Origin of the sequence: Porphyrobacter sp. MBR-155, from assembly GCF_040547625.1 — a bacterium.
GTDB lineage: Bacteria > Pseudomonadota > Alphaproteobacteria > Sphingomonadales > Sphingomonadaceae > Erythrobacter.
The window spans coordinates 193443-218941 of the sequence record NZ_JBEPQB010000004.1 but is presented as its reverse complement, the minus strand read 5'-3'; the positions used below and the strand labels follow the sequence as shown (position 1 = coordinate 218941).

Annotated in this window: 22 protein-coding genes; 7 read left to right on the top strand and 15 right to left on the bottom strand. The window is 63.1% G+C overall.

The genetic code is table 11. From position 1 onward, the window contains the following. Window positions 1-12: 12 nt before the first annotated feature. The 3 genes from ABIE62_RS05970 to ABIE62_RS05960 are packed head-to-tail and all read right to left on the bottom strand — an operon-like array spanning window position 13 to window position 2791. On the bottom strand, window positions 13-816 hold the full coding sequence (locus tag ABIE62_RS05970; protein ID WP_354324384.1) for a 4-(cytidine 5'-diphospho)-2-C-methyl-D-erythritol kinase: 804 nt from the start codon (window positions 814-816) through the stop codon (window positions 13-15). Between the two features lie 2 nt (window positions 817-818). After that, window positions 819-1142, bottom strand: coding sequence for a hypothetical protein (locus ABIE62_RS05965; protein ID WP_354324383.1), 324 nt, complete (start codon window positions 1140-1142; stop codon window positions 819-821). A gap of 2 nt (window positions 1143-1144) precedes the next feature. Beyond that, window positions 1145-2791 carry an electron transfer flavoprotein-ubiquinone oxidoreductase gene (locus tag ABIE62_RS05960; protein WP_354324382.1) on the bottom strand — a complete coding sequence of 549 codons (1647 nt, stop codon included), beginning with the start codon at window positions 2789-2791 and terminating at the stop codon, window positions 1145-1147. A gap of 84 nt (window positions 2792-2875) precedes the next feature. Here ABIE62_RS05960 and ABIE62_RS05955 point away from each other — a divergent pair, with 84 nt between their 5' ends. Together ABIE62_RS05955 and ABIE62_RS05950 are read left to right on the top strand one after the other, a co-directional pair. Next, on the top strand, window positions 2876-3703 hold the full coding sequence (locus ABIE62_RS05955) for a uracil-DNA glycosylase family protein (protein ID WP_354324380.1): 828 nt from the start codon (window positions 2876-2878) through the stop codon (window positions 3701-3703). After that, window positions 3685-5457, top strand: a complete 1773-nt coding sequence (locus ABIE62_RS05950) for a lytic transglycosylase domain-containing protein (protein WP_454184796.1) — start codon at window positions 3685-3687, stop codon at window positions 5455-5457. The genes ABIE62_RS05955 and ABIE62_RS05950 overlap by 19 nt, the downstream gene beginning before the upstream one ends. Window positions 5458-5550: 93 nt before the next feature. On the opposite strand, the gene ABIE62_RS05945 is transcribed toward ABIE62_RS05950, so the two are convergent. The 6 genes from ABIE62_RS05945 to ABIE62_RS05920 form a co-directional block, all read right to left on the bottom strand. Next, the gene (locus ABIE62_RS05945; protein WP_354324376.1) at window positions 5551-5988 is read right to left on the bottom strand and encodes a DUF1330 domain-containing protein; all 438 of its coding nucleotides are present in this window, start codon (window positions 5986-5988) and stop codon (window positions 5551-5553) included. Window positions 5989-6115: 127 nt separating this feature from the next. Next, on the bottom strand, window positions 6116-7726 hold the full coding sequence (locus ABIE62_RS05940; protein ID WP_354324374.1) for a long-chain fatty acid--CoA ligase: 1611 nt from the start codon (window positions 7724-7726) through the stop codon (window positions 6116-6118). 157 nt (window positions 7727-7883) lie between these two features. Further along, entirely contained in the window at window positions 7884-11402 is a 3519-nt protein-coding gene (gene dnaE, locus ABIE62_RS05935; RefSeq protein WP_354324373.1) for a DNA polymerase III subunit alpha, read from the bottom strand. Window positions 11403-11529: 127 nt separating this feature from the next. Next, on the bottom strand, window positions 11530-12009 hold the full coding sequence (locus ABIE62_RS05930) for a glutathione peroxidase (protein ID WP_354324371.1): 480 nt from the start codon (window positions 12007-12009) through the stop codon (window positions 11530-11532). 13 nt (window positions 12010-12022) lie between these two features. Next, window positions 12023-12724, bottom strand: coding sequence for an ABC transporter ATP-binding protein (locus tag ABIE62_RS05925; protein WP_354324370.1), 702 nt, complete (start codon window positions 12722-12724; stop codon window positions 12023-12025). Beyond that, complete coding sequence (locus ABIE62_RS05920) at window positions 12717-13955, bottom strand: lipoprotein-releasing ABC transporter permease subunit (RefSeq protein ID WP_354324368.1); 1239 nt, start codon at window positions 13953-13955, stop codon at window positions 12717-12719. Before ABIE62_RS05920 ends, ABIE62_RS05925 begins: the two co-directional genes overlap by 8 nt. A gap of 243 nt (window positions 13956-14198) precedes the next feature. Here ABIE62_RS05920 and purF point away from each other — a divergent pair, with 243 nt between their 5' ends. From purF to ABIE62_RS05905, 3 genes are all read left to right on the top strand, one after another. Then, entirely contained in the window at window positions 14199-15671 is a 1473-nt protein-coding gene (gene purF, locus ABIE62_RS05915) for an amidophosphoribosyltransferase (RefSeq protein ID WP_354324523.1), read from the top strand. A gap of 4 nt (window positions 15672-15675) precedes the next feature. Further along, window positions 15676-16392, top strand: a complete 717-nt coding sequence (locus tag ABIE62_RS05910; RefSeq protein WP_354324367.1) for an SDR family NAD(P)-dependent oxidoreductase — start codon at window positions 15676-15678, stop codon at window positions 16390-16392. A 152-nt stretch (window positions 16393-16544) separates the two neighbouring features. Continuing rightward, window positions 16545-16892, top strand: coding sequence for a PilZ domain-containing protein (locus ABIE62_RS05905; RefSeq protein ID WP_354324365.1), 348 nt, complete (start codon window positions 16545-16547; stop codon window positions 16890-16892). Between the two features lie 18 nt (window positions 16893-16910). Here the strand turns inward: ABIE62_RS05905 and ABIE62_RS05900 are convergent, their stop codons facing one another. The 3 genes from ABIE62_RS05900 to ABIE62_RS05890 form a co-directional block, all read right to left on the bottom strand. Then, a complete protein-coding gene (locus tag ABIE62_RS05900; protein ID WP_354324363.1) occupies window positions 16911-18146 on the bottom strand; it encodes a serine hydrolase domain-containing protein in 1236 nt (411 codons plus the stop codon). Window positions 18147-18207: 61 nt separating this feature from the next. Further along, window positions 18208-19599 carry a cryptochrome/photolyase family protein gene (locus tag ABIE62_RS05895; RefSeq protein ID WP_354324521.1) on the bottom strand — a complete coding sequence of 464 codons (1392 nt, stop codon included), beginning with the start codon at window positions 19597-19599 and terminating at the stop codon, window positions 18208-18210. Between the two features lie 120 nt (window positions 19600-19719). Then, complete coding sequence (locus ABIE62_RS05890) at window positions 19720-20709, bottom strand: metal-dependent hydrolase (RefSeq protein WP_354324362.1); 990 nt, start codon at window positions 20707-20709, stop codon at window positions 19720-19722. 110 nt (window positions 20710-20819) lie between these two features. Between ABIE62_RS05890 and ABIE62_RS05885 the strand changes: the two genes are divergently transcribed. Beyond that, on the top strand, window positions 20820-21785 hold the full coding sequence (locus ABIE62_RS05885; RefSeq protein WP_354324360.1) for an alpha/beta hydrolase: 966 nt from the start codon (window positions 20820-20822) through the stop codon (window positions 21783-21785). After that, window positions 21782-22261: an RNA pyrophosphohydrolase gene (locus ABIE62_RS05880; RefSeq protein WP_354324358.1), complete on the top strand. Its 480-nt coding sequence runs from the start codon at window positions 21782-21784 to the stop codon at window positions 22259-22261. The genes ABIE62_RS05885 and ABIE62_RS05880 overlap by 4 nt, the downstream gene beginning before the upstream one ends. Window positions 22262-22265: 4 nt before the next feature. Here ABIE62_RS05880 and ABIE62_RS05875 read toward each other — a convergent pair whose 3' ends face one another. The 3 genes from ABIE62_RS05875 to guaB all read right to left on the bottom strand — a co-directional run bounded on the left by ABIE62_RS05875 (window position 22266) and on the right by guaB (window position 25486). Beyond that, window positions 22266-22766 (bottom strand): tetratricopeptide repeat protein, encoded by a 501-nt coding sequence (locus ABIE62_RS05875; protein ID WP_354324356.1) that lies wholly within the window; start codon window positions 22764-22766, stop codon window positions 22266-22268. Window positions 22767-22828: 62 nt separating this feature from the next. Next, window positions 22829-24007, bottom strand: coding sequence for an RsmB/NOP family class I SAM-dependent RNA methyltransferase (locus ABIE62_RS05870; RefSeq protein ID WP_354324354.1), 1179 nt, complete (start codon window positions 24005-24007; stop codon window positions 22829-22831). Between the two features lie 24 nt (window positions 24008-24031). Continuing rightward, the gene (gene guaB / locus ABIE62_RS05865; RefSeq protein ID WP_354324352.1) at window positions 24032-25486 is read right to left on the bottom strand and encodes an IMP dehydrogenase; all 1455 of its coding nucleotides are present in this window, start codon (window positions 25484-25486) and stop codon (window positions 24032-24034) included. Between the last annotated feature and the right edge of the window lie 13 nt (window positions 25487-25499).

The window sequence follows — 25499 nt, the reverse complement described above, 5'->3', positions numbered from 1 at the left end:
ATTTGCGGAAAATCACCGCAGCCGTCCCGCCATCGTCCACCACGCGGCGGGCATGGCCGCCCGCGCCGCATCGCGGACTGTAATGGTCTCATACAGCGCAAAACAGGTCGCGCCAGAACCGGACATTCGCGCGAGCCACGGCTTGGTTGCCTGCAAGGCCGCCAGCACCTCGGCGATCACCGGACATAGCGAAATCGCCGGGGCTTCGAGATCGTTGCGCCCTTCCAGCGCGATTTTTGAGGCGGGGCCTTGCGGCAGCGCGCCCCGGTCTTCACCATCCCACGCCTTGAACACCGGCCCGGTCGACAGCGGCACGCGCGGGTTGACCAGCAGGACGGGGGTTCCGGCATGGTCGTCCTCGACCGCAAGCTGCTCGGTGCCGGTGCCGAGACCAATATGGGTGCGGCTGAGCACGCAGGCAGGTACATCCGCGCCGAGTTTTGCGGCCTTTGCCTGCCAGTCGTCCGGCAAGCCGTGCAGCGCTTCGACGATTCGGAACACCGCCCCCGCATCCGCCGACCCGCCGCCAAGGCCAGCCGCAACGGGAAGGTTCTTCTCCAGCGTCACCGCAAGGCCCTGAGTGCGCGGCAGGGCGCCCAAGGCGCGGGCAACGAGGTTGTCGAAGGGATTGTCGAGCCCACCCGCAAACTCGCCGAGCGTGGTGACACTGTCGGCGGCGGCAGGCGCGGCGCTCAGCACATCGCCCGCATCGACGAAGGCGAACAGGGTCTCGAGGTCGTGATAGCCGTCCTCCCGCCGCCTGCGGACATGCAGCGCGAGGTTGATCTTGGCGTAGGCGGTTTCGGTCAGAGCCACCGTCAGTCGCCGAGCGATGGGCCTGACTGGCTGGCCTTCCTGTCAAGCCACACCGAGTAGAAGGCGCCCAGTCCTACGGCATAGAGGAGCGGAAGTGGGGCCTCATGCTTCCAGACGCCGAGCTCCTTGGCGAGCCGGTTCGCCGATACCGCGAGCCCGAAGAGCGACACGAGCGCCACAAACCAGAAAAGGACAAAGATCGCGGTCGGCACGAGCAATTGGTCAGCACTGCTCCCTCGGCTGATCAACATCGAGAGCACGAACATGCCGAGCATCGCTCCAAGGAACGCCAGCAGCCAAACGCGATGGAGTTGGAACGCGCTCACGATCACATATTCGGATAGTTCGGCCCGCCGCCGCCCTCAGGCGTTACCCAGTTGATGTTCTGGTTGGGGTCCTTGATGTCGCAGGTCTTGCAGTGGACGCAGTTCTGCGAGTTGATCTGGAACTTGGGGCTGCCGTCAGCTTCCTCCAGCCATTCATACACCCCCGCCGGGCAGTAACGCGCCGAGGGGCCGCCGAACACCGCCAACTCGCTCGCCTTTTGCAAGCCTAAGTCCGCCACCTGCAAATGCAACGGCTGATCCTCGGCGTGGTTGGTGTAGCTATAGGCGACGTTGGTCAGCTTATCGAAGGTGATCACGCCATCCGGCTTGGGGTAGTCGATCTTGGGATAAAGATCGGCGCGGCCGGTCATTTCGTGATCGGCGTGGAACTTCATTGTGATCGGCAGGCCGATCTTGAGCTGGCGCATCCACATGTCGATCCCGCCGAGCAGCGTGCCGATGTCATCGCCGTACTTCTCCATCGCCGGGAGAACGTTCTTGACCTTCTGAAGCTCGTCTCCAACCCAGCTGCCGCGCACGGCAGGCTCGTAATCGGTGAGCTCGGTCTTCTCGTGGCCCGCGGCGATCGCCGCAGCGACGCTTTCGGCCGCCAGCATCCCGCTCTTCATCGCGGTGTGGCTGCCCTTGATGCGCGGCACGTTCACAAAGCCCGCCGCGCAGCCGATCAGCGCACCACCGGGGAAAGCGAGCTTGGGGATCGACTGCCAACCGCCGTCATTGATGACGCGGGCGCCGTAGCTGACGCGCTTACCGCCTTCGAGATATTCGCGGATCGCTGGGTGCTGCTTCCAGCGCTGGAATTCCTGATAGGGCGAGACCCACGGGTTCTTGTAGTTGAGCCAGGTCACAAAGCCGAGCGCCACCTGCCCATTGGCCTGATGGTAGAGGAACCCGCCGCCATTGCTGCCGCTCTCCGACAGCGGCCAGCCCTGCGTGTGGATCACCCGACCCGGCTTGTGCTTCGCCGGATCAATGTCCCACAATTCCTTGATGCCGAGGCCATAGATCTGCGGCTGGCAATCTGCCTCAAGATCAAAACGCGCCTTCATTCGCTTGGTCAGATGCCCGCGCGCGCCTTCGGCAAACAGGGTGTACTTGGCGTGGATTTCCATGCCGGGGGTGTAATCGGGTTTGTGGCTGCCATCAGCGGCGATACCCATGTCCTGTGTGATGACGCCAGCGACGCGGCCTTCTTCGTCGATCATCACCTCGGCAGCGGGAAAGCCGGGGAACACCATCACCCCCAACCCTTCGGCCTGTTCGGCCAGCCAGCGCGTCATGTTGCCGAGCGACCCCGTGTAGCACCCGTGGTTCGACAGGAACGAGGGCATGATGAGGTGCGGGATGGCGGTTTTGCCCGTCTTGGACAAAGCCCAGTGCCAATTGTCGGTCACCTGGGTTTCCGCCATCGGGCAGCCTTGCTCACGCCATTCGGGCAGTAATTCGTCCAAAGCCTTGGGATCGACCACCGCGCCCGACAGGATATGCGCGCCGATTTCCGAGCCTTTCTCCAGCACGATCACCTCAAGCTCAGCATTGATCTGCTTGAGTCGGATCGCCGATGCCAGTCCCGCCGGGCCACCGCCGACGATCACGACGTCGCAGGGCATTGATTCACGTGTCGTCATGGGGCTTTCCTGTTTGCTGATGCTTTGAGCGCGCCCGCCGCACACTCCGGCGAATTGATCTTATGACCCACTTGCTAACTGGGTATGGGACAGTCAAGACCTGCCTTCATCAGCATGACCCAACCGGCCCCCTCTCTAGCACGCGAATTCGACGCATCGCTCGCCTGGTGGCGCGCGGCCGGGGTGGACTGTGACTTTGCCGATGACGCTACGACGTGGTTGGCAGACGCGCCATTGGAAGCGGCTGCGACAGCGGGCGCTGCGTTATCTGGCGCACAGCGAACCGCGCCCTCGCCCGCCGGGCATGAAATGGCGCCGCAACGGATTGTCCCCTCGCCCGCCCCCGCCCCGGTGGCTCAGCGCCGCAACCTGCTGGGCGATTCGCCGCCCGCTGATCTGGCTGCGTTTCGCCAGTGGTGGCTGGAATCGCCCGAACTCGATACCGGCGGGCTTTATCCCCGGATTGCGCCGCGCGGCGATTCCGGCGCCGCGTTGATGGTGCTGGTGCCGCAGCCCGAGGAACACGACCGCGACGTGCTGCTGCAAGGGCCGCAGGGCCGCTTGCTGGCGAATATTCTGGCCGCGATGGGGCTGGATGACAGCGCGACTTACATTGCCTCTGCCCTGCCCTGCCACACACCGATGGCCGATCTGGCCAACTTGGCCGCTGGCGGAATGGACGCGGTGCTGGCGCATCACATTGCGCGCGCCGCGCCGCAACGCTTGCTGGTGCTGGGCACCGGGCTTGCACCGATGCTTGGCCCGCAAGACGATCAACCTTTACGTGAAATCAACCATAATGGTGGCAAGACCCCGGTCATGGTCAGTGAAACGCTTGATGCCATGATGGATATGCCCCGGCTCAAAGCCCGATTCTGGAAGAGATGGATGGAATGGTCAGCCTCAAACTAATGCGCAAGCGCGCCGGATTTGCGGCAATTGCCTTGGCGGGGCTGGCTCTGCCGGTCGCCGCACAGGCGCAATCGGGCAGCCTTGTCGCACAATGGGGCAATCAGACGCGCGGCGAAAGCGCGCTTCCAGCGGTGCTTGGGCAGGAAGAACGCGCGCATTACCGCCAGTTGTTCGCGGCGATTGATGCCCAGCAATGGAGCGTGGTTGAAGAACTGCTGGCACAGCGCCCCGATGGCGTTCTGACGCAGGTTGCCCGCGCCGAATATTACACCCACGCCAATAGTCCCAAAATTTCGCCCGAACAGATCGCTGCGTGGTTCACCGCCGGAGTCGAACTGCCGCAGGCCGATCAGCTGGTGCGGATGGGGGCCAAGCGCGGGGTCGAATACCTGCCCGCGCTTCCCCCTGAACAAGGCTTCGCCCGCCAACCCTATGCGCCAAAACGGATCCTGCCGCGCACTGTGAACGATGGCACGATGGCCGCCGCGACCGCATCGGCAATCCTTGAAGCGATCAAGGCTGACAATCCCGCCGAAGCCCAGCGCCTGCTGGCCGAAGCGGATTGGCAACTCTCCAGCGATGCCCGCGCCGAATGGCGCCAGCGCGTGGCGTGGAGCCATTATATCGAGAATGATGACGCTGCCGCGCTCGAACTGGCACGCACCGTTGCCGAAGGTTCGGGCGAATGGGTGGCTGAAGGCGCGTGGGTCGAAGGGCTGGCCGCGTGGCGGTTGGGCCATTGCTCGCTCGCCGGGGACGCATTTTCCCGCACCGCATCGCGCGCCTCGAATGTCGAACTTGCCGCCGCAGGCCACTACTGGGCGCACCGCGCAGCTGTGCGCTGCCGCGAACCGGGACAGGCGCAGCAGCACCTTTCCGCGGCCGCGCAGATGGACGAAACGCTCTACGGGATGCTCGCCGCCGATCAGCTTGGCATTGAACTGCCCGCCCACGCTCCGCCGCAGGCATTCGAGCGCACCGATTGGGAACAGCTGGCCCGCCGTGGCAATATCCGCGTGGCAGTGGCGCTGGCCGAGATTGGCCGCCCCGCGCTCGCCGATGAGGTGCTGCGCCACGAAGCGCGGATCGGCCCTGCCAGCCAGTTTGCCGCATTGTCGCGGCTGGCGCGCGAATTGGGGATGCCCGCAACACAATTGTTCATGGCGCACAACGCGCCTTACGGCACCCGCAGCGATCCATCGCTGCGGTTCCCGGTAGCGCGCTGGCAACCGGTAGATGGCTGGCAGGTCGATCCCTCGCTCGCCTTTGCCCACGCGCTGCAGGAATCCAATTTCCGCGCCACTGCGGTCAGCCCCGCCAATGCGCGCGGGTTGATGCAGATCACCCCGATCACCGTGCGCCAACACGCACCGCGCCTCAATATGAGCGCGTCCTACGTCAATCTCGACGATCCCGAAGTGAACCTGGCATTCGGCCAGCGCAATCTTGAAATGCTGCGCGATTCGCCTGCAACCGGCGGAACACTGCCCAAGATCATGGCCGCCTATAATGCCGGCCTGACCCCGGTGGCGCGCTGGAATTCCGAGATCAACGACCAGAACGATCCGCTATTGTGGATGGAATCGATCCCCTATTGGGAAACGCGCGGCTATGTTGCGATCGTGATGCGCAATTACTGGATGTATGAGCGCGCTGCCGGAGCGCCATCCCCCAGCCGCCGCGCGCTGGCGCAGGGTCGCTGGCCGGAATTTCCGCAAGCGCAAGCGGTGCGGTCTGCGCTGCTGGAACGCTAATGACGCGGTTTAAGCGCTGAGAACCCAGTTTTCGCTGGGATGAGGGATTGGGCTGGCGCGGATTAGGCAGCGCGAAGGGTTAACGCCTGCCCCTTACCCAAACGCCGCACCCACCTTGCCCGGTGCAAAGCGGATCAGGCGGCTGTCTGCCAGCGCGGCGGTGCGGTTCGCCACAGCCAGCTGGTAATCCGGGTCTTTGATCATATCGAAAAACGCGCCCGCATTGGCATATTGCGCGATAAAGCCATCGTGCCAGACGCGGTCATCCGGGCCAGTCACCATCGTCTGGAACGTGCCGCGCCACACGATGCTGCCGCCGACGCGGGCAAAGATCGGGCCGCTGGTTTTGCCGTATTCCTGATAGGCGCGCCGTCCGCTCCAGCCCTTGCCCGCATGTTCGTGGCCTTCCGGATATTCGGCATGGTCGCGGTAAAGCAGCAGGTTGAGCATCGCAATCGGCTCATCACGCGGCAGATCCTTGAACGCGGCGAAATTGGCGGGTGATGGGTCAATATAGGTTACGTTGGTCAAATCATTTCCTTCGTCATTGCGAGCAGCCGCACGGCTGCGCGGCAATCCATGAACCGGTCAGACGTAGCGAAGCGTCATGGATTACGTCGTCGCTACGCTCCTCGCAATGACGAGGAGAGATCAGGATCTATTCCGTCAAGATGTAATCGCTAAATCGGTCGCGCAGGTCTTTCTTTGAAATCTTGCCGGTCGCGGTGTGCGGAATGTCGTCGACGAATTCGACCGCGTCGGGCAGCCACCACTTGGCGACAATCGGTTTCAGATGCTCGATGATCTCCCCGCCGGTGACGTCCGCGCCAGCCTTCCTGACCACGAACAGCACCGGGCGTTCATCCCACTTTGGGTGGCTGATGCCGATGCAGGCCGCCTCAGCCACCGCCGGATGCCCGCAGGCGGCATTTTCCAGCTCGACCGAACTGATCCATTCGCCGCCCGATTTGATCACGTCCTTGGTGCGGTCGGTCAGTTGCAGGGTGCCATCAGGGTGCAGGATGCCGACATCGCCGGTATCGAACCAGCCATCATCGCCAACCGCGTCCTTCTCCGCCTTGAAATAGCGCTTGATGATCCACGGCCCGCGAATTTGCAGCGCGCCGCTGGTCTGGCCATCGCGCGGCAGTTCGGTGGTCATGTCGTCGAGATCGACGGTGCGCAATTGCACCCCGAAAATCGGACGGCCCTGCATCGCGATCTTTTCGATCCTTTGTTCAAGGGTCAGGCTGTCCCAATCCCAGGTCGGCCCGCCAACCGTGCCGATCGGGCTGGTTTCGGTCATCCCCCAGGCGTGCTGCACGCGGATGCCGCACTTCAAAAGCCGTTCGATCATGAACTTGGGCGCGGCTGATCCGCCGATGGTGGCGGCCTTCAACGGCGGCAGGTCGAGGCCATTGGCATCGCAATACTGAAAGTGCGCCAGCCACACCGTCGGCACACCCGCAGAATCGGTCACACCTTCGCGCAGCATCAGATCGTGCAGCACGGCGGGATCATTGACCGCCGAAAACACGAACTTTATCCCCGCCATCGCGCCCGCATAGGGCAAGCCCCAGCTCGCCGCGTGGAACATCGGCACCACGGGCAGCATCACCGAAGCGCTGGAGAAATTGAACGCCGATGGTTGCAGCCCGGCCATGGCGTGCATCACGGTGGAGCGGTGTTCGTATTGCACGCCCTTGGGATTGCCGGTGGTGCCGGAGGTATAGCAGATCATGCAAGGATCGCTTTCTGCCCCGCTGACCCATTCGAAGACGCCATCGTGCGCCCCGATCCAATCCTCAAACGCCGGGGCGTGATCGCCGCTATCGTAGCATATGTAATGTTCAACCATCGGCCAGCGCGATTTCATACGGTCGACAATCGGCTGGAACGCCGCATCGTAACACATCACCCGGTCTTCGGCGTGGTTGACTATATAGTCGAGCTGATCGTCAAACAGCCGCGGGTTCACCGTGTGCAGCACCCCGCCCATGCCTGCGACGCCATACCAGCTGACCAGATGGCGCGCGTGGTTCATTGCGAGGCTCGCGACCTTGTCGCCCGGTTTGAGGCCAAGCGCCTGCAACGCTTGGGCCATCATCAACGCATCGCGGCGGATACCGGCCCAATCGGTGCGGGTGACGCTGCCGTCGGCCCAGCGGGTAACGATTTCGCGCGTTGGCGCTTCACGGGCAGCGTGATCGATCACCGCCGTCACCCGCATCGTCCAGTCCTGCATTGCCCCAAGCCTTGATCCGGCCATCGCTGTCTCTCTCCCTCAATAGCGCAATTAATTGCGTCAAATTTGGTGAATCATGGCCATTCAATGCCCATCACTGGGCTGCTTGGCAATCATCCAACGTAGCCATCGCGCCGGTGACGAGCGGTTTGCGCCCCCGGCCGTGCGATGTGCGTGGAATTCACGCCACCAGCCGCAGCCGCGCTTTGCCCTTCAATGGCACCAGCGCGACATTGTCGATCCCCTCAACCGCCGCCAGCCGCTCCGCCAGTTCACCATTCAGCCAGAACCCGCCGCCCAGCCGCACCTGCGCATGGCCGTCCGCCGCCAGCGCAAGGCGCACCACCACTTCGCCGCTGCCGCTGCCGCTGCGCTGGTGTTCCTGCGCAAGATCGAGTTCGATCCGCAGTTCAAGCAGCGCCTCAATGCTGGCGATATCGGCGGTCAATTGCATCGCCGTCGCCCCGCTGACCGCCGCAAGGGGCCGCGCGCCGCGCACGGTCAGGCGCGGCGGCTCATCAGGGTTGGGCGCATCCAGCTCGACCGTCAGCAGCAGGCATTCGCCTTCCTGTCCCCAGCGTTCAAACTGCGGCACCAGCGCCTCTTCAAAACAGGCGGCGGAAAACTGGCCCGACGAATCCGAAAAATCCGCGCGCACAAAGGTGCCGCCCTTGCGGGTGCGCGCCTTGGTGATGCCTTCGACCAGCGCCGCCATCACCGCTGTGCCGCGCCCGCCCGGCGGCGCGCCTGCTTCCATCAGGCTCTGATAAGTGCGCGCGCCATTGGCCGAGGCGACATCGCGATATTGCTGCACCGGATGGGCGGAGAAATAAAAGCCGAAATTCTCACGCTCCTTCGCCATGCGCTCTGCCCGGCTCCACGCGGGGGCGGATTGCAGGCGCAAATCCTCCTCCGCCGCCGTCTCGCCGCCGAACAAAGCCGCCTGCCCGCTTGATCGTTCGCGCAAAGCGGCATCAGCCACCGCCACCAGCAGATCGGCATTGGCATAAAGCAGTCCGCGATCCGGTTCGAGGCCGTCAAACGCGCCCGCGCAAATCAGGCCTTCCAGCTGCCGCCGGTTCATGCTGCCCTGCGGCAAGCGTTCGAACAGGTCTTTGATGCTGGCAAAGGCCCCGCCCGCCTGCCGCTGCGCCGCGATCGCTTCCATCGCCTTTTCACCGACATTGCGAATGCCCGCGAGCGCATAGCGCACCGCGTAACCGTGATCGGTCTGTTCAACGGTAAAGCGCGCCTGACTGGCGTTGATATCGGGCGGCAACACCTCAACCCCGCCATTGCCGTTCGGGTAGCGTCGCGCATCATCGACAAACACGCTCAGTTTGTCCGACTGGTGCAGGTCGAAACACATCGACGCGGCGTAGAATTCTTCCGGGTAGTGCGCTTTGAGCCAACCCGTCTGATAGGCCAGCAGCGCATAGGCGGCGGCGTGGGATTTGTTGAAGCCGTAGCCGGCAAACTTGTCGATCAAATCGAACAGCTCGTTGGCGTGTCTGGCCTCAATGCCGGACACCTCGCGGCAGCCTTCGATGAAGCGTTGGCGCTGGACGTCCATTTCGGCCTGATTCTTCTTGCCCATCGCGCGGCGCAGCAGGTCGGCATCGCCGAGCGAGTAGCCCGCCAGCACCTGTGCGGCCTGCATCACCTGTTCCTGATAGACGAAAATCCCGTAGGTTTCGGCCAGAATGCCTTCCAGCTTGGGGTGCGGATATTCGATCGGCACCGCGCCCGCTTTGCGCTGACCGAACAGCGGAATGTTGTCCATCGGGCCGGGGCGATAGAGCGAGACGAGCGCGATGATGTCGCCGAAATTGGTCGGCTTCACCGCTTTCAGCGTACGCCGCATCCCTTCGGATTCCAGCTGGAACACGCCCACGGTATTGCCCGTCTGCATCAGGCTATAGACCGCCGGATCGTCCAGCGGCAGCGCCCCCAGATCAATGCTGATCCCGCGCTCCCCCAGCAGATCAACCGCCTTGCGCAGCACCGACAGGGTTTTGAGACCGAGGAAGTCGAACTTCACCAGCCCGCTGGATTCGACATATTTCATGTCGAACTGCGTCACCGGCATATCGGATCGCGGATCGCGGTAGAGCGGAACCAGTTGCGCCAGCGGACGATCCCCGATCACCACGCCCGCCGCGTGGGTCGATGAATTGCGCGGCATCCCTTCCAATTGCATGGCGAGGTCAACGAGGCGTTTCACCTCCTTGTCGTTATCATATTCGCGCTTGAACTCCGCCACCCCGTTCAGCGCACGCGGTAGCGGCCACGGGTCGGTCGGGTGGTTGGGGATCATCTTGCACAGGCGGTCGACCTGACCATAGCTCATCTGCAAAATACGCCCGCAATCGCGCAGCACCGCGCGCGCCTTCAGCTTGCCGAATGTGATGATTTGCGCGACGTGATCGCTGCCATATTTGGCCTGCACATAGCGGATCACCTCGCCGCGCCGGGTTTCGCAAAAGTCGATATCAAAGTCGGGCATCGACACGCGTTCGGGGTTGAGGAAACGTTCGAACAGCAGCCCCAGCCGGATCGGATCGAGATCGGTGATAGTCAGCGCCCAGGCGACTACCGAACCCGCGCCAGACCCGCGCCCCGGCCCCACCGGAATGCCCTGTTCCTTGGCCCATTTGATGAAATCGGCCACGATCAGGAAGTAGCCGGGAAAGCCCATTTTCACGATCACGTCGATTTCGAATTCGAGGCGGTTGAAATAGACCTGCCGATCTTCGGCCGGCAGGTCTGGATAGGCAGCCAATCGCGCCTCCAACCCCTTTCGCGAATCCTCCGCCAGCGCCCGCGCTTCGCCCGACAGGTCGCCTGCAAGGCTCGGCAGGATCGGCTTGCGATACGGCGGCGCGAAGGCACAGCGTTGCGCAATCACCAGCGTGTTGGCGGTCGCTTCGGGCAGGTCGGCGAAGGCCTCGTCCATCATGCTGGCCGATTTGACGAAAGCCTGCGGGTTGGAACGCGGGCGATCCTCGGCCTCGATCTGGGTCGAATGGGCAATGCACAGCATCGCGTCATGCGCCTTGTGCATGTGCGGTTCGGCGAAGTTGGCGGGGTTGGTGGCAACCAGCGGCAGATCGCGCGCATAGGCAAGATCGATCAGCGCGCTTTCTGCCCGTTCGCACACCGGATCACCGTGCCGCGCCAGTTCGATGTAGAGCCGCTGCGGAAACAATGCCTCCAACTGCGTGGCCAGCCGCGCCGCCGCTTCGGCTTGCCCATCGGCGAGCAACCGGGTCAGCCCGCCCTCTCCCGCGCCGGTCAGCGCTATCAGCCCGCCCGTATGCCCTTCAAGATCGGCAAGCGTAACGTGCGGGTCAAGCTCCAGCGGGCGATCAAGGTGGGCCTGCGATACCAGGTGGCACAGGTTGCCATAGCCTTCGTCATCCTGCGCCAGCAGTGCGAGGTAATCGATGCTGCGCGCGTCCGATCCTGCCACCCCTTCGCGCGCCACCCCCAGCAATGCGCCGATGATCGGCTGCACACCTTCGGCCTTGCACGCGGCGGCGAAGGGCATGACCCCGTAAAGCCCGTTGCGGTCGCAGATGGCGATGGCGGGAAAGCCGCGTTCCTTTGCCAGCTTGGCAATGTCCTTGGGATCGATTGCCCCTTCGAGCATCGAGAAGGACGAGAGCACGCGCAAGGGGACAAATGGAGCAAAAGCCATGATGCGACTATGCGCAAACAGGCTGCCAGCGCCAAGGGCGACTTCCACAGGAAACTCATGGTCGTCGTGCCAGCGAAAGCTGGCATCTCATGTTGCAAACGCGGCGCTCGCAATGACGAAGATATGCCTACAGCAGCTTTTCGATATCCTTGGCGATCCGTTCGGGCGCGTCGGTCGGACCGTAGCGTTTGACCACCTTGCCATCGCGGCCCACCAGAAACTTGGTGAAGTTCCACTTGATCGCGGTCGATCCCATCAGGCCCTTCGCCGAAGTTTTCATCCAGTCATACAGCGGCGATGCGCCCGCGCCGTTGACATCCACCTTGGCCATCAGCGGGAAAGTGACGCCGAAATTGACCTTGCAGAACTCCGCAATTTCATCGGCATTGCCCGGTTCCTGCCCGCCGAACTGGTTGCAGGGAAAGCCCAGCACTTCAAACCCGCGATCCTGATAGCGCTGATGCAGCTTTTCCAGCCCGTCATATTGCGGGGTAAAACCGCATTTGCTCGCGGTGTTGACCACCAGCAGCACGGTGCCGAGCTTGTCCTTGAGGTCGAGTGTTTCGCTGCGGTTGGTGGTGACAGTGAAATCGGCAATCGTGGTCATGCGCCCATCCTTTTCAAAGCCCGTGGGTCAGCACGCCGTCGTGGAGTCGCACCACGCGGTCCATCCGCCGGGCAAGCCGTTCATTATGCGTCGCGACCAGCGCCGCGCTGCCTTCACCGCGCACCAGCGCGAGGAATTGTTCTAGCACCTTGTCCGCCGTGTGTTCATCAAGATTGCCGGTCGGTTCGTCTGCCAGCACCAGCATCGGGCGGTTGGCCAGCGCGCGGGCAACCGCAACGCGCTGCTGTTCACCGCCCGAAAGCTGGCTGGGGCGGTGGGTCAGGCGCTCGCCGAGGCCGAGGCTGGTGAGCAGACTATCGGCGCGTTCTTCGCAATCAGCGCGCGGTGTGCCGAGGATCATCTGCGGCATCACCACATTCTCGCGCGCATCGAAATCGGGCAGCAGGTGGTGGAACTGGTAAACGAACCCCAGATGTTCACGCCGCAGCCGGGTGCGCTGATCGCTGGCAAGCTCCTCCGCGCGTTCCCCCGCCACGCTGATCGATCCTTCGAACCCGCCTTCAAGCAGGCCGACCGCTTGCAGCATCGTTGATTTGCCCGAACCCGAAGGGCCGAGCAGCGCGACAATTTCCCCCGGCATGATGTCGAGATCGACCCCGCGCAGCACTTCGATACGCTGGCCGCCCTGTTCAAAGGTGCGCTTCAAGCCCTTCAACGAAACGATCAGAGCGTCAGGGTTCAAGGGGCTATTCATAACGCAGCACCTGCACCGGATCGGTATTGGCCGCCTTCAGCGCCGGATAGAGCGTGGCCAGAAAGCTCATCACCAACGCGAGCGTAACAATCCCGGCGATCTCCCACGGATCGGTGCGCGATGGCAGGGTCGTAAGGAACCGCACCTGCGGATCCCAGATTTCCTGCCCGGTGGTGAACGCGATGAAATCGACAATCGGCTCGCGGAAGAACAGCACGATCGCGCCCAGCACCAGACCGGCAAAGGTGCCAATCGCACCGACGGTGGTGCCGGTGGTGACGAAAATCTTGAGCAAGCTCCTGCGCGTTGCCCCCATTGTCCGCATGATCGCAATGTCGCGGGTCTTGGCGCGCACCAGCATCACCAGGCTGGAAAGGATGTTGAACGCGGCCACCAGCACCATGAAACTCAGCGCAAATGCCATCGCCACGCGTTCAACCTGCAAGGCTTCGAACAGCGCCGAATTGATCGTTTTCCAGTCGGCAATCACCGCCTTGCCCGCCAGTTGCGTGGCCAGCGGTTCAAGGATTTGGCCGACCCGGTCAGGGTTATCCACGGTCACTTCGATCATCCCGATGGAATCGCCCATCAATAGCAATTTCTGCGCATCCTTGATCGGCAGGACGACGAATTTCTCGTCATAGTCATAGATGCCGACTTCAAAGATCGCGCCGACTTCATACCCGACCTGCCGGATCGAGGTGCCGAATGGCGTCGCGCGGCCCTGCGGGTTGATGATGGTGATGGTATCCCCCACCCGCGCGCCGATATTCTGCGCCAGCCGCGTGCCGATAGCGATCCGGCCCGATCCATCGCGCAAGCTTGCCATGTCGCCCAGCACGACCTTTTCACCCAGTTCGGCAATATCCTTGTCAGTCTGGCCGCGCACGAACACTGCTTCTGCCCGGCCATTGAAGCTGGTCAACAGCGGCTGTTCGATCAGCGGAGAGGCATCGACGACGCCGGGCGTGCGCTCGACATTGGCGAGCACGCTTTCCCAATCATCCAGCCTGCCGCCATAGGCCTGCACAATCGCATGGCCGTTCAGCCCGACGATCTTGTCCATCAATTCAGCGCGAAAGCCGTTCATCACGCTCATCACGATCACCAGCATCGCGACCGACAACATCACCACGCCCACCGAAATCCCGGCGACCAGCGCAATGAACGCCTCCCCCTTGCCGGGCCAGAGGTACCGTTTGGCGATCATCCATTCGAATGGGGAGAGCATGGGAAGGTCAGTGCTGCCTGTAAGGTGAACATTGCCTGTAGTGCGCCGGGGCAAAGGCCGCAATCCCGCGTTGAAACCTGTCCCCGGCACCACCAAAGCAATCCAGACTTGTCACAACGTGGTCAGCAAAAAGCCGGGCATCGCCATCCCGCTTTCGCTTGTAATTGATCCGTCACATCGCCATTGGGGCGGAGCGCCCCGGAAGCAATCTTGCCGACAGGTCTGGTGATACCGATGACACCCCTGAATATGACCCACCCCTTCCTTGATGCGGATGGAGACAAGCTGCGCGAAGAATGTGGGGTATTTGGCGCGATCAATGCCTCCGATGCGGCCGCAGCAACGGCTTTGGGCCTCCACGCGTTGCAGCATCGCGGGCAGGAAGCCGCCGGGATCACCAGCTTTGACGGTCACGAGTTTTACTCGCGCCGGGGGCTTGGCCATGTTGCCGAAAATTTCTCCTCACCCGAGGCCATCGCCGAATTGCCCGGCCACATGGCGGCAGGTCACGTGCGTTATTCCACCACCGGCGGATCGGGCCTGCGCAACGTTCAGCCGCTTTATGCCGAACTCGCCAGCGGCGGGTTCGCGGTGGCGCACAACGGCAATATCTCCAACGCGATGATGCTGCGCACCGATCTGGTGAACAAGGGTTCGATCTTTCAATCGACCTCCGATACCGAAGTGATCATCCACCTCGTTGCAACCAGCCGTTATCCCACTATCGCTGATCGGCTGGTTGACGCGCTGCGGCTGGTCGAAGGCGCCTATGCGCTGATCGTGATGACCCCCGAAGGCATGATCGCCTGCCGCGACCCGCTGGGCATTCGTCCGCTGGTGATGGGCCGGATGGGAGAGACGATCCTGTTTGCCAGCGAAACCGTCGCCTTCGATGTGGTTGGCGGCGAATTCATTCGAGAAGTTGAACCGGGCGAGTTGGTGCTGGTCGATTTCTCCGGCGAAATTACCAGTGTGCGCCCGTTTGGCAGACCACAGCCCCGCCCGTGCATCTTTGAACACGTCTATTTCAGCCGCCCCGACAGCGTATTTGCCGGGCGCAGCGTTTACGAAGCGCGCAAGGCGATCGGCACCCAGCTGGCATTGGAAGCCCCGTGCGATGCCGATCTGGTGGTGCCGGTGCCCGATAGCGGCGTGCCTGCCGCAATCGGGTTCGCGCAAGCTTCGGGCCTGCCGTTTGAACTCGGCATCATCCGTTCGCACTATGTCGGGCGCACCTTCATTCAACCGTCTGACGGTGCGCGCCATTCGGGGGTCAAGCGCAAGCACAACGCCAACCGCGCGCTGGTGGCGGGCAAGCGGATCGTGTTGATCGACGATTCGATTGTGCGCGGCACCACCAGCATGAAAATCGTCGAGATGATGCGCGAAGCTGGCGCCACCGAAGTGCATTTCCGCGTCGCCAGCCCGCCGACTGCGTATTCCTGTTTCTACGGAGTCGATACGCCGGAACGTTCCAAACTGCTCGCCGCGCGGATGGATCTGGAACCGATGCGCGAATTCATCAAGGCTGACAGCCTCGCCTTTGTGTCGATTGACGGATTGTACCGCGCCGTCGGTTCGCAAAATCGCAATGCCGCCTGCCCGCAATTCTGCGACGCTTGCTTCTCGGGCGATTACCCCACCGCGCTGACTGACCTATCGCAGGCCGAAAACAAGGCTGCTGAACTTCCTTTTGCCGATCCGAAAGCCGCCTGATTCCATGACCGAGACGACGAAACCGCTATCCGGGCGCACCGCGCTTGTCACAGGCGCAAGCCGCGGGATCGGGGCCGCCACTGCCAAAGCGCTGGCCGAGGCTGGCGCGCACGTGATTCTGGTGGCGCGTAAGGTAAAGGCACTGGAAGCGGTCGAGGATGAGATTCACGCTTTCGGCGGCACCTCGACCATTGCGCCGCTCGATCTGATGGAGCCCGATGCAGTCACGCGGCTGGCGGGTGCGATTGCCGGACGCTGGAACACGCTCGACATCATGGTGCTGGCCGCAGCCTACCTGCCCGAACTGACCCCGCTGTCGCAGGTTGAACCGAAGCAGTTCAATCAGGCCTTGCTCACCAACGTGGTCGCCACGCAGGCGCTGATCGCCGGGTTCGATCCGTTGCTGCGCCGGGCCGAGGCAGGCCGCATCATCGGGCTGACCAGCAGCGTCGGCGCTACCCCCCGCCCCTATTGGGGTGCCTATGGATCGACCAAGGCGGCGTTTGAAAACCTGCTTGAAACCTATGCTGCCGAAGTCGAGCGGCTCAGCCCCTTGCGCGTCGCCATCATTGATCCGGGCGCGACCCGCACCGAAATGCGCGCCCGCGCCTATCCGGGTGAAGACCCGCAAACGGTCAAGGCCCCAGAAGTGGTCGCCAACCGTCTGGTTGCGCTGCTTACCCAAGGGTTTGACACGCTCCACCGCGAACGCATCGGATAGGGCTCGGCCCCGGTTCGGGCGCCACTCCCCGCAAATACCTACCTGGTCGTTAACCCTTTTCGGCAAATGCGTCTTAGGGGATGCGCTGGCATAGCAGCCGCTGGACCATCCGACTCTCGAGACCACAGGCTAAGTATACAAGGTTCCCAGTGATGGCGCTTACTTCTGATCCCTACCTTACGGCCGCACAGGAAGATCGCTGCGCGCCGCGAACACGGTTGACGATCCCGGCGACCTTGCGCGCATCGGGCGGGCGCGCTTTTCAGAGCGTGGTGCATGACCTGTCGATTTCCGGCTTTTCCGCCGCGTCGATCAACCGGATGCACGAAGGCCAGATGTGCTGGCTGACATTGCCGGGGCTCGAATCGCTGCAGGCCGAGGTGGTGTGGTGGGATAACTGCATCGTCGGATGTGCCTTTTCGGAACTGCTTAGCCCGATCGTGCACGACAATATCCTGCAACGTTACAGCAATATCGGCGTGTACCGTCAGGTGATCTGATCGGGCCGGGTCTGGAGGTTATTCCAGGCTCTCGGCAATCTTGGCCACCACCGCGCGCGCTTGGCTGCGCGCTTCGCTGGAGGTCGCCGTCGGCCAATTGCTGACCACTGCCATCACCAGTTTTTTGTCCGGCACCAGCGTGATCGCCTGTCCAAAAATCCCCTGAGCGCCGTAATTGCCGCCGGGATAGGTCCACCACTGGTAGCCATAGCCAAAGCCCGGCGCATCAGGGCCGAAATCGACCTGCGGCTTGCCTGCTTCGGCAAACCAGCCTTCGGGAACTGTGCCTTTGCCGCCTTCAAGCGCGAACTGGCCCATCCGCGCATAATCCGACAGCCGGAGCGACAGGCAACACCCGCCGATATTACCGCCGCGCGGATCAACCATCCAGAACATGCCCCCGGCAAAGCCCGCCGGTTCGACAATCTTGGCCCGCGCATATTCGGCCAACGGCATCCCGACCGCGTTTTCAACCAGCACCCCGATCAGGTTGGTCTCGCCGGTTTTATAAACCCACTTTTCGCCTGCCGGTGCCTCGCGCGGGAGTGCCTTCATCTGGGCGACCACCGCATCGGGGCCATGGTCGACCACAAACCGCGCCATCTGCGCGACATCGGAATTGGGATCGGTGTAATTCTCGTTCCATGCGACCCCGCTGGTCATGGTGGCGAGCTGACGCACGCTTACGCCTTCATAGGCTGAACCGGCGAGGTCAGGGATATACTGCGTCACCGGATCATCAAGGCTGGTGATAAACCCATCCTTGATCGCCGCGCCAAGCAAGGTCGAGGTAAAGCTTTTGGCGACCGAAAAACTGGTCCAGCGATCCTTGGGGCCAAGGCCGAGAGCATAGCTTTCATACCGCACCTTGCCATCAACCAGCACCATGATCCCGGAAGCATTGGTGTCCTTCATCAGCGCCTTCAGATCGGCTTGCAACGCTTGGCTAAGCGGTGCGCCTTTCGGCAAGATGCGCGGCGTACGCGCGGCAGGCACTTCGTGGCCGGCAAACCACTGTTCCATCGCGCGGAAGCGTTTGCTGCGCTGGTCATCGTTCCAGAACAATATCTGCAAATCGGCTTGGTCGCGCGGCGGCGGTTGGGTGATCGGCGCGGTGAGCGGAGGCGGCGGGACAACAGCCGATTCGCCGCCAATTGTGCCGGTGCATCCCGCCAGCAAAGCAGCGAGCGCGCTGCCTGAAACCAAACGCGAAATCCGCTGTGCGCCGCCCATCATCATATCCCTTTCATGCATTTATACGCAGTGCATAGGCGGGGGAAGTCGGCGTGGGCAAGCCCTGTGGGGCTTCCTCCCCTCACCCGCCCTTCATCGCCTGCAACGCCGTCAGCGCACGTTCGCGCGCGGCGCGGTGCGCGATGATCTTGCGCGGATAGCCCGCCGGTCGCCTTCCAAACTCTTCGGGATCGTGGATATAGGGCGCATCCAGCGCGGCAAGTTCGGGCACATATTCGCGGATATAACGGGCCGCGTCGAACTTCTCAGACTGGCTGAGCGGGGCCATGATCCGGCTGAACATATTGGAATCCACGCCCGTCCCCGCCGTCCACTGCCAGTTGGTGGCGTTCGAGGCATAATCGGCATCGACCAGCGTATCCCAGAACCATTTTTCGCCTGCGCGCCAGTCGATCAGCAGGTGCTTGATCAGGAAGCTCGCCGTGATCATGCGGACGCGGTTGTGCATCCACCCGGTCTGCCACAATTGGCGCATCCCGGCATCGACGATCGGGTATCCGGTGCGGCCTTCCTTCCACGCTTTGAGGTCGCGGGCAGCAGCGTCGTCCGTCGAGGGGTCGCGCCACGGGAAGCGGTCAAAATCCTCGCGGTAGTTCTGGGTGGCATAGGCGGGGAATTGCAGGATCGCGTTCTGTGCATAGTCGCGCCAGATCAGTTCGCCTTCAAAGGTGCGCCAGCCATCCGAGCGCTTGTGTTGAAAGCGGTGCCACACCTGAACGGGCGAAATCTCGCCGAAATGCAGGTGGGGGGAGAGGCGCGAGACTTTGTCGACGCTGGGGAAATTGCGCTTTTCATCGTAATCGTCGACGTGGGTTTCCCACCAGTTGAGGCGTTCTTGCGCGGCGGCCTCTCCCACCTGCCAGAAATCGCGCATCCCCCCCGCCCAGTCGGGCTTGGTCGGGAGCAGGTTCCATGATGCGAGGTCGTCGGACGCGGGCCAGTTATCCGGCGCGCTTAGCCTTTCGGGTGCTGGCAATTCATCGCGCGGGGGGAACTCTGCGCGCACCGCTCGGCTGAACGGGGTGTAGATCTTGTACTGCCCGCCCGTCCCGGTGGCGATACTGCCCGGCGGCATCAGATAATTGCCATCGTAAAGTTGCAGGGTGAGGCGTTCGGCCAGCCGCCCTTGTGCTTTCCTCCACCACGGTTCGTAATGGCGATTGGCGTGGATGGTGGCCGCGCCGATTTCCTCGGCCAGCTTGGCGAGTTCCTCCACCGCATCGCCGCGCCGCAGGATCAGCTTGCTCCCGCGTGCTTCAAGGCTGCGGGCAAGGCTCGCCAGCGAATGATGCAACCACCAGCGTGACGCACCGCCATAGCCGTGATGTTTGGGCGCCGCATCATCGAGCACATAGACGCACACCACCGGCCCGGCCTTGGCGGCGTGATAGAGCGCTGGGTTATCGGCAAGGCGCAAATCGCGCCGCAGCCATACGAGTTGGGTATCGGACAACATCAAACTCCGTTCGCCCTGAGCCTGTCGAAGGGCTGCACTTTCTTCTGTCCCCAGCCCCAGAAAGAAGGACAGTGCTTCGACAAGCTCAGCACGAACGGGTTTTGGGACTTAAGGCAATTAATTCGTTGTAAGTTCCTCACACTCCACGTCAGGCAACGCAACCGAGAACCGCCCCCGCGCGCGCGGATCGTAGAAGCGGGCGTCGTAGAGGATCACCGAACCTTTCTCGCACTCCGCTACGGTGGCCCGCGACCAGAAAAGGAATGCAGCGACTTGAGGATCGAACTTGAATGTGTCGAGAGATACGGGAAGTTTTTCCCCTTCGTTCACGACGAGCGGGAAATGGCCTCCGACACCTTGCCACGATTGCTGATCCGTACCGCGAAGGAGCGACCAGCGTCCTAGTACAGCATCGGGAATGGGCGAATTTTGCTTCACGTAGAAGATCAGTTCGCGCTCCCAGAAAGCTAGCGGCACAGGCGAGGCGATGGGCCTTACACCGACCTCCAGCGCATGCTCGCCTGCCGCGCTGGCCTGCTGACTAATCCCCCAGTTCATCGCGATATACGCCAACCCCACCGCAATCCCCACCCGCGCAGGCCGCATCCACGCCTCGCCCCGTTTCTCCCGCCGCCGCGACCACCAGATGCTTCCAATCAACACCGCCCACAGCCATACGTCGATAATAAACAGCGTATCGCCGTAGAACCATTGCGACGAAAACGGCTCCAGCAGCCGGATTCCGTAAACGTTGAGCCAGTCCAGCGCCGGGTGGGCAAGGCAACCGATGAAGGCGAGTCCATAAAGCCAGCCAATCCGCACCGGCAGCCGCCCGTCGGGCCGCGTCCCGCGCTTGGTCTGCCAGCGGTCAAACCCCCACAGCAGCCCCGCCAATATCAACGGCAACAGTAGCAGCGCGGGCGGGCCGTGGGTGATCCCGCGCCGGAAGGCGAGGTGTTCGGTGCCTTCCAGCCAGAAAAAACACGCCGCGTCCACATCGGGCAGGTTCGCGCCGATGATCAGCGCAGGCATGGCAAGGCCGGTGGTGCGCTTCAGCCCCGCCTGCCCCAGCACTGCGCCGACAAGGCTATGTGTCAGATTGTCCATGACTTCGCTGGCTAGCGACGCGCGGACGGCAAGGGAACTGCAAATGCGCTTGGAAAACTGGTGCGCCCTCGCCTATCGCAGCGCCAAAGCAATTCCAGGAGAGAACCGCAATGACCGATCACTCTAATAGTTCTGGCCCATTCATCCGCCCCGACATGAAGGGCTTCCTCGACATGATGGCGGCAGTGAACGGGCCAAAGCTTGCCGATTTGTCGCTGGAGGAGGCGCGCGCGTCCTATCAGGCGATGCACAATATCGCCGACCGCCCGGCGCGCGATCTGGCGGTGATCCGCGATCTTTCCTGCCCCGGCCCGGCTGGCGACATCCCGCTGCGGCTCTACGATGCCCGCGAGAGCCGCGACGCGGCCTCACCGGTGGTGGTGTTCTTTCACGGCGGCGGGTTCGTGATCGGTGATTTGGACACGCACCACGCGCTCTGCACCGAAATCGCGGCGCTGATCGATCTGCCGCTGGTGGCGGTGGATTATGCCCTCGCACCCGAAGCCCCCTTCCCCGCCGCGATCCTCGATTGCGAGGCGGCGGCGCGCTGGGTGGCTGGCAGTCCTGCCGAATTGGGCCGCGCCGCCTCTGGCATCATCACCATCGGGGACAGTGCCGGGGGCAATGCCGCCGTGGTCGTCAGCCAAATGCTGGGCGCGAACCCCGCCGCCGTGCCGGTGGTGCTGCAAGTGCCGCTATTTCCGCTGGTTGCTGATGCCAATGGTTCGGCCAGCATGGCGGCTTTTTCCGAAGGCTTCCTGCTAACCGCCGACACGATGGGCTTTTTTGATGCCGCCTACGGTGCCGACCGCAGCGACCCGCGCGGCTTCCCGATCCTGTCCGATCACAGCGATGCCCCGCCGACCATCGTCGCCACCGCCAGCCTTGATCCGATCCGCGATTCGGGCCGCGCATATGCGAAAGCGCTAGTCGATGCGGGGCGCGACGTGGTGTTCCTCGAAATGCGCGGGGTGACGCATTCCTTCACCAACCTGCGCGGCGCAGTGCCGAGCACCCAAGCCGATCTGGAACGCATCATCGCTGCGATGCAGTTCATGCTGGCAAACCCGGCATGAGCCACAAAGACCTGCCCTATCGCCCCTGCGCGGGCTTCATGCTGGTCAACGCCGAAGGGTTGGTGTTCGTGGGTGAGCGCATCGACGCATCGGCGCACGGGTTCTGGCAGATGCCGCAAGGCGGGATCGATCCGGGCGAAGACACGCGCGATGCCGCCTTGCGCGAATTGGTGGAGGAAACCGGGATCGGGCCGCACTTGGTCGAAGTGATCGCTCCGGCCTCACGCCCGCTGTTCTACGACCTGCCGCCCGAATTGCTGGGCAAGGTGTGGAAGGGCAAATATCGCGGGCAGGAACAATACTGGTTCCTTGGCCGATTCCTCGGCACCGATGCCGATATCGATCTGGAAGCGCACGATTCGCCCGAATTCAACGCCTATCGCTGGGTAGAGATCGAAACGCTGCCCGATCTGATCATCCCGTTCAAACGCGATGTTTACGCCGCGCTGGTGGCAGAGTTTCTGCCGCTGATCTAAGTTGTCAGTTGCTGACCGCTGCGCCATCGGCCGCGCTATCGGCTGCCAGCCGCGCTGCCGGAACCCCGCGCGCGATGGAGCCTTGCAGCGCCACGGTTTCGGGGCAATTATCGCCGCACAGGCTTTGCAGCGTGGCAAGATTGCGCTTGGCCTTTTCCAACGCGCCCTTTTCCACCAAGGCCGCGCCTTCGCCTGAAATCGCCGCGAAATTGCCCGGATCACGTTCGAGCGCTTCGCGGTAGTAGTGGATCGCCTTGCCCTGCAGCCCGCTTTGGCGCGCGGCTTCGGCCAGATCAATGAAGATCGGGGTGTAGCCAGGATCAACCGCCAGCGCGGCTTCGAATGCGTCAATCGCGGCCTGCGTTTCGCCCGCCTGCAACGCCGCCTGTCCCTGCGCCACCAGCGCCGCTGCGCGCGCATCGGGAGTGCCCGATCCAGCGAAAGTTACGCTCGCCGTCATGGCCAGACACAGCGAAAGGGCGGCAGCAGTAGGCGCAAAACGCATCAAAAGCTCCTTCAATGCTTTGGACCGGGAACCGGAAGGTTGGGTCATAGCATTGGAGACTATCACGGTGAACGCAAGCAGGCGATGAAAAATCCATCCGTGCCATCATGGAGCGGATCGAGCCGGTGGCCCGCCCCGTGCGCGCGGCCCAATGGTAGCGGCAATGGTTCGGCCTGCCAACCGGGATGACGCGCCAGAAACGCAGCGATCCGGTCTACCCCCTCGGCATCGAGCACCGAGCAGGTGACGAACACCAGCGAACCGCCGGGACGCACCAGATAGGAGCCGACATCCAGCACATGATCCTGCAAGGCATTGAGCCGTTTCAGTTCCGCCTGATCGAGCCGCCAGCGCCCTTCGGGGCTGCGCCGCCACGTTCCGCTGCCCGAACACGGGGCATCCACCAGCACATGATCGGCCTTGCCCGCCCAATCGCCCAGCGCGCGCATTTCGCGGGTGGGATCGAGCAGTACGATGTGATCGATTGCCGCACCCGCCCGCTCGGCGCGCGGGGCAAGGTTGCCCAGCCGCCGCTTGTCGGTATCGGCGGCAATAATGCTCGCCGCATTGCCCAGCCTTGCTGCCAGCGCCAGAGTCTTGCCGCCGCCGCCAGCGCACAGATCGATGATGGTGTCGCCCGGCTGCACCGGCAGCGCATCGATGATCAGCTGACTGCCGTGATCCTGCACCTCGATCAGCCCTGCGGCATAGGCATCCCACTGTTCGACCTGCGTGCCAGACGGGAACCGCAGCGCCTGCGCGGCGGCGAGTGGCTCGCCTGCTTCGGGCAATACGATCGTGGCACGATCCGCCTTGAGCGCGTTGACCCGGATATCAAGCGGTGCACGGTCGAGCAGCGCGGCAATCTCTGGCCCGCCCAGCCCCGATGCCCTGAGTGCAGCCACCAACCATTTGGGCGCGAGGCCAGTCTTGGCCACCGGCTCGCCCTCGGCTTTCGGCGCGGGGCCGTGGGGCGATCCATCGAACAGCGCCGCAATCGCAGCGTCCTGCCCCGCGACCGCCAGCATCGCCGCGCGCCCGTTTTCGGGCACCGGGCCGCACAGGCGGATCGCCTGATACACCAGGTCGCGCACCGCGCGCCGGTCTTTCGATCCGGCATAGCGGCGGGTGCGGAAATATTCGGCGATAATGCGGTCAGCCGGCGCGCCCTTGCCGCGCGCAGCGGTGATGACCGTATCGAGCAGATCGATGGCTGCCTGCACCCTTGCGGCGGGGGTCATGCCCCCAGCTCGCTGCGCGCTGATTTAACGTGTGGGATAATTGGGTGCCTCTCGGGTAATGGCGACATCGTGCACATGGCTTTCAGACAGCCCGGCATTGGTGATCCGCACAAATTGCGCGCGCTTCTGCAAATCGGCAATCGTGGCAGAGCCGGTATAGCCCATCGCCGCCTTGATCCCGCCAACCAGCTGGTGGACGACATTGGCAGCAGAGCCTTTGAACGGCACCTGACCTTCGATCCCTTCGGGCACCAGCTTCAATGCCGAAACATCCTGCTGAAAATAACGGTCGGCACTGCCGCGCGCCATCGCGCCGACGCTGCCCATCCCGCGATAGCTCTTGTAGCTGCGACCCTGAAACAGGAAGGTTTCGCCGGGGCTTTCGGCGGTTCCGGCCAGCATCGAACCGATCATCACGCTGGAAGCGCCCGCCGCCAACGCCTTGGCCGCATCGCCGCTGGTGCGCAGACCGCCATCGGCTATCACCGGCACGCCTGACTTGGCGGCTTCGGCAGCGCTTTCCAGAATCGCGGTCAGCTGCGGCACGCCAACTCCGGCGACCACGCGGGTGGTGCAGATCGACCCCGGCCCGATCCCGACCTTGACCGCATCGGCGCCTGCATCGACCAGCGAACGCGTGGCTTCGGCGGTGGCGACATTGCCCGCGATCACCTGCACCGCGTTCGACAGCTTCTTCACGCGTTCAACCGCGCGCGCGACTTCGACATTGTGGCCGTGCGCAGTGTCGATCACGATCACGTCAACCTCGGCATCGACCAGCGCTTCGGTGCGGGCGAACCCGGCATCGCCCACCGTGGTCGCCGCCGCCACCCGCAGGCGCCCGGCGGCGTCCTTGGTCGCGTTGGGGTAATTCACCGCCTTTTCGATATCCTTGACCGTGATGAGGCCGATGCAACGGAACGCATCATCCACCACCAGCAGCTTTTCAATCCGCCGTGCGTGGAGCAACCGCCGCGCTTCCTCCTGCCCGGTTCCGAGCGGCACGGTGGCGAGGTTTTCGGTGGTCATCAACTCACGCACCGGCTGCGCCGGATTTTCGGCAAAGCGCACGTCGCGGTTGGTGAGGATGCCAACCAGCTTGCCATCGCGGTCCGTCACCGGAATGCCGCTGATCCGGTGTTGCTGCATCAACGCCTGCGCATCGCCCAGCGTCGCATCGGGGCCGATGGTGATCGGGTTGACCACCATCCCGCTTTCAAACCGCTTGACCGCGCGCACTGCCGCGCACTGTTCTGCGATCTCAAGATTGCGGTGCAGCACGCCAATCCCGCCCAGCTGCGCCATTGCAATCGCCATATCCGCCTCGGTCACGGTGTCCATCGCCGATGACAGCACCGGAATATTGAGCGCGATGTCGCGCGTCAGCCGGGTCGAGGTGTCGGCCATGCTGGGCAAGATGCTGCTTTGCGCCGGGCGGAGCAGCACGTCATCAAAGGTCAGGCCGAGCGGGATATCCATATGCGCCACTTTC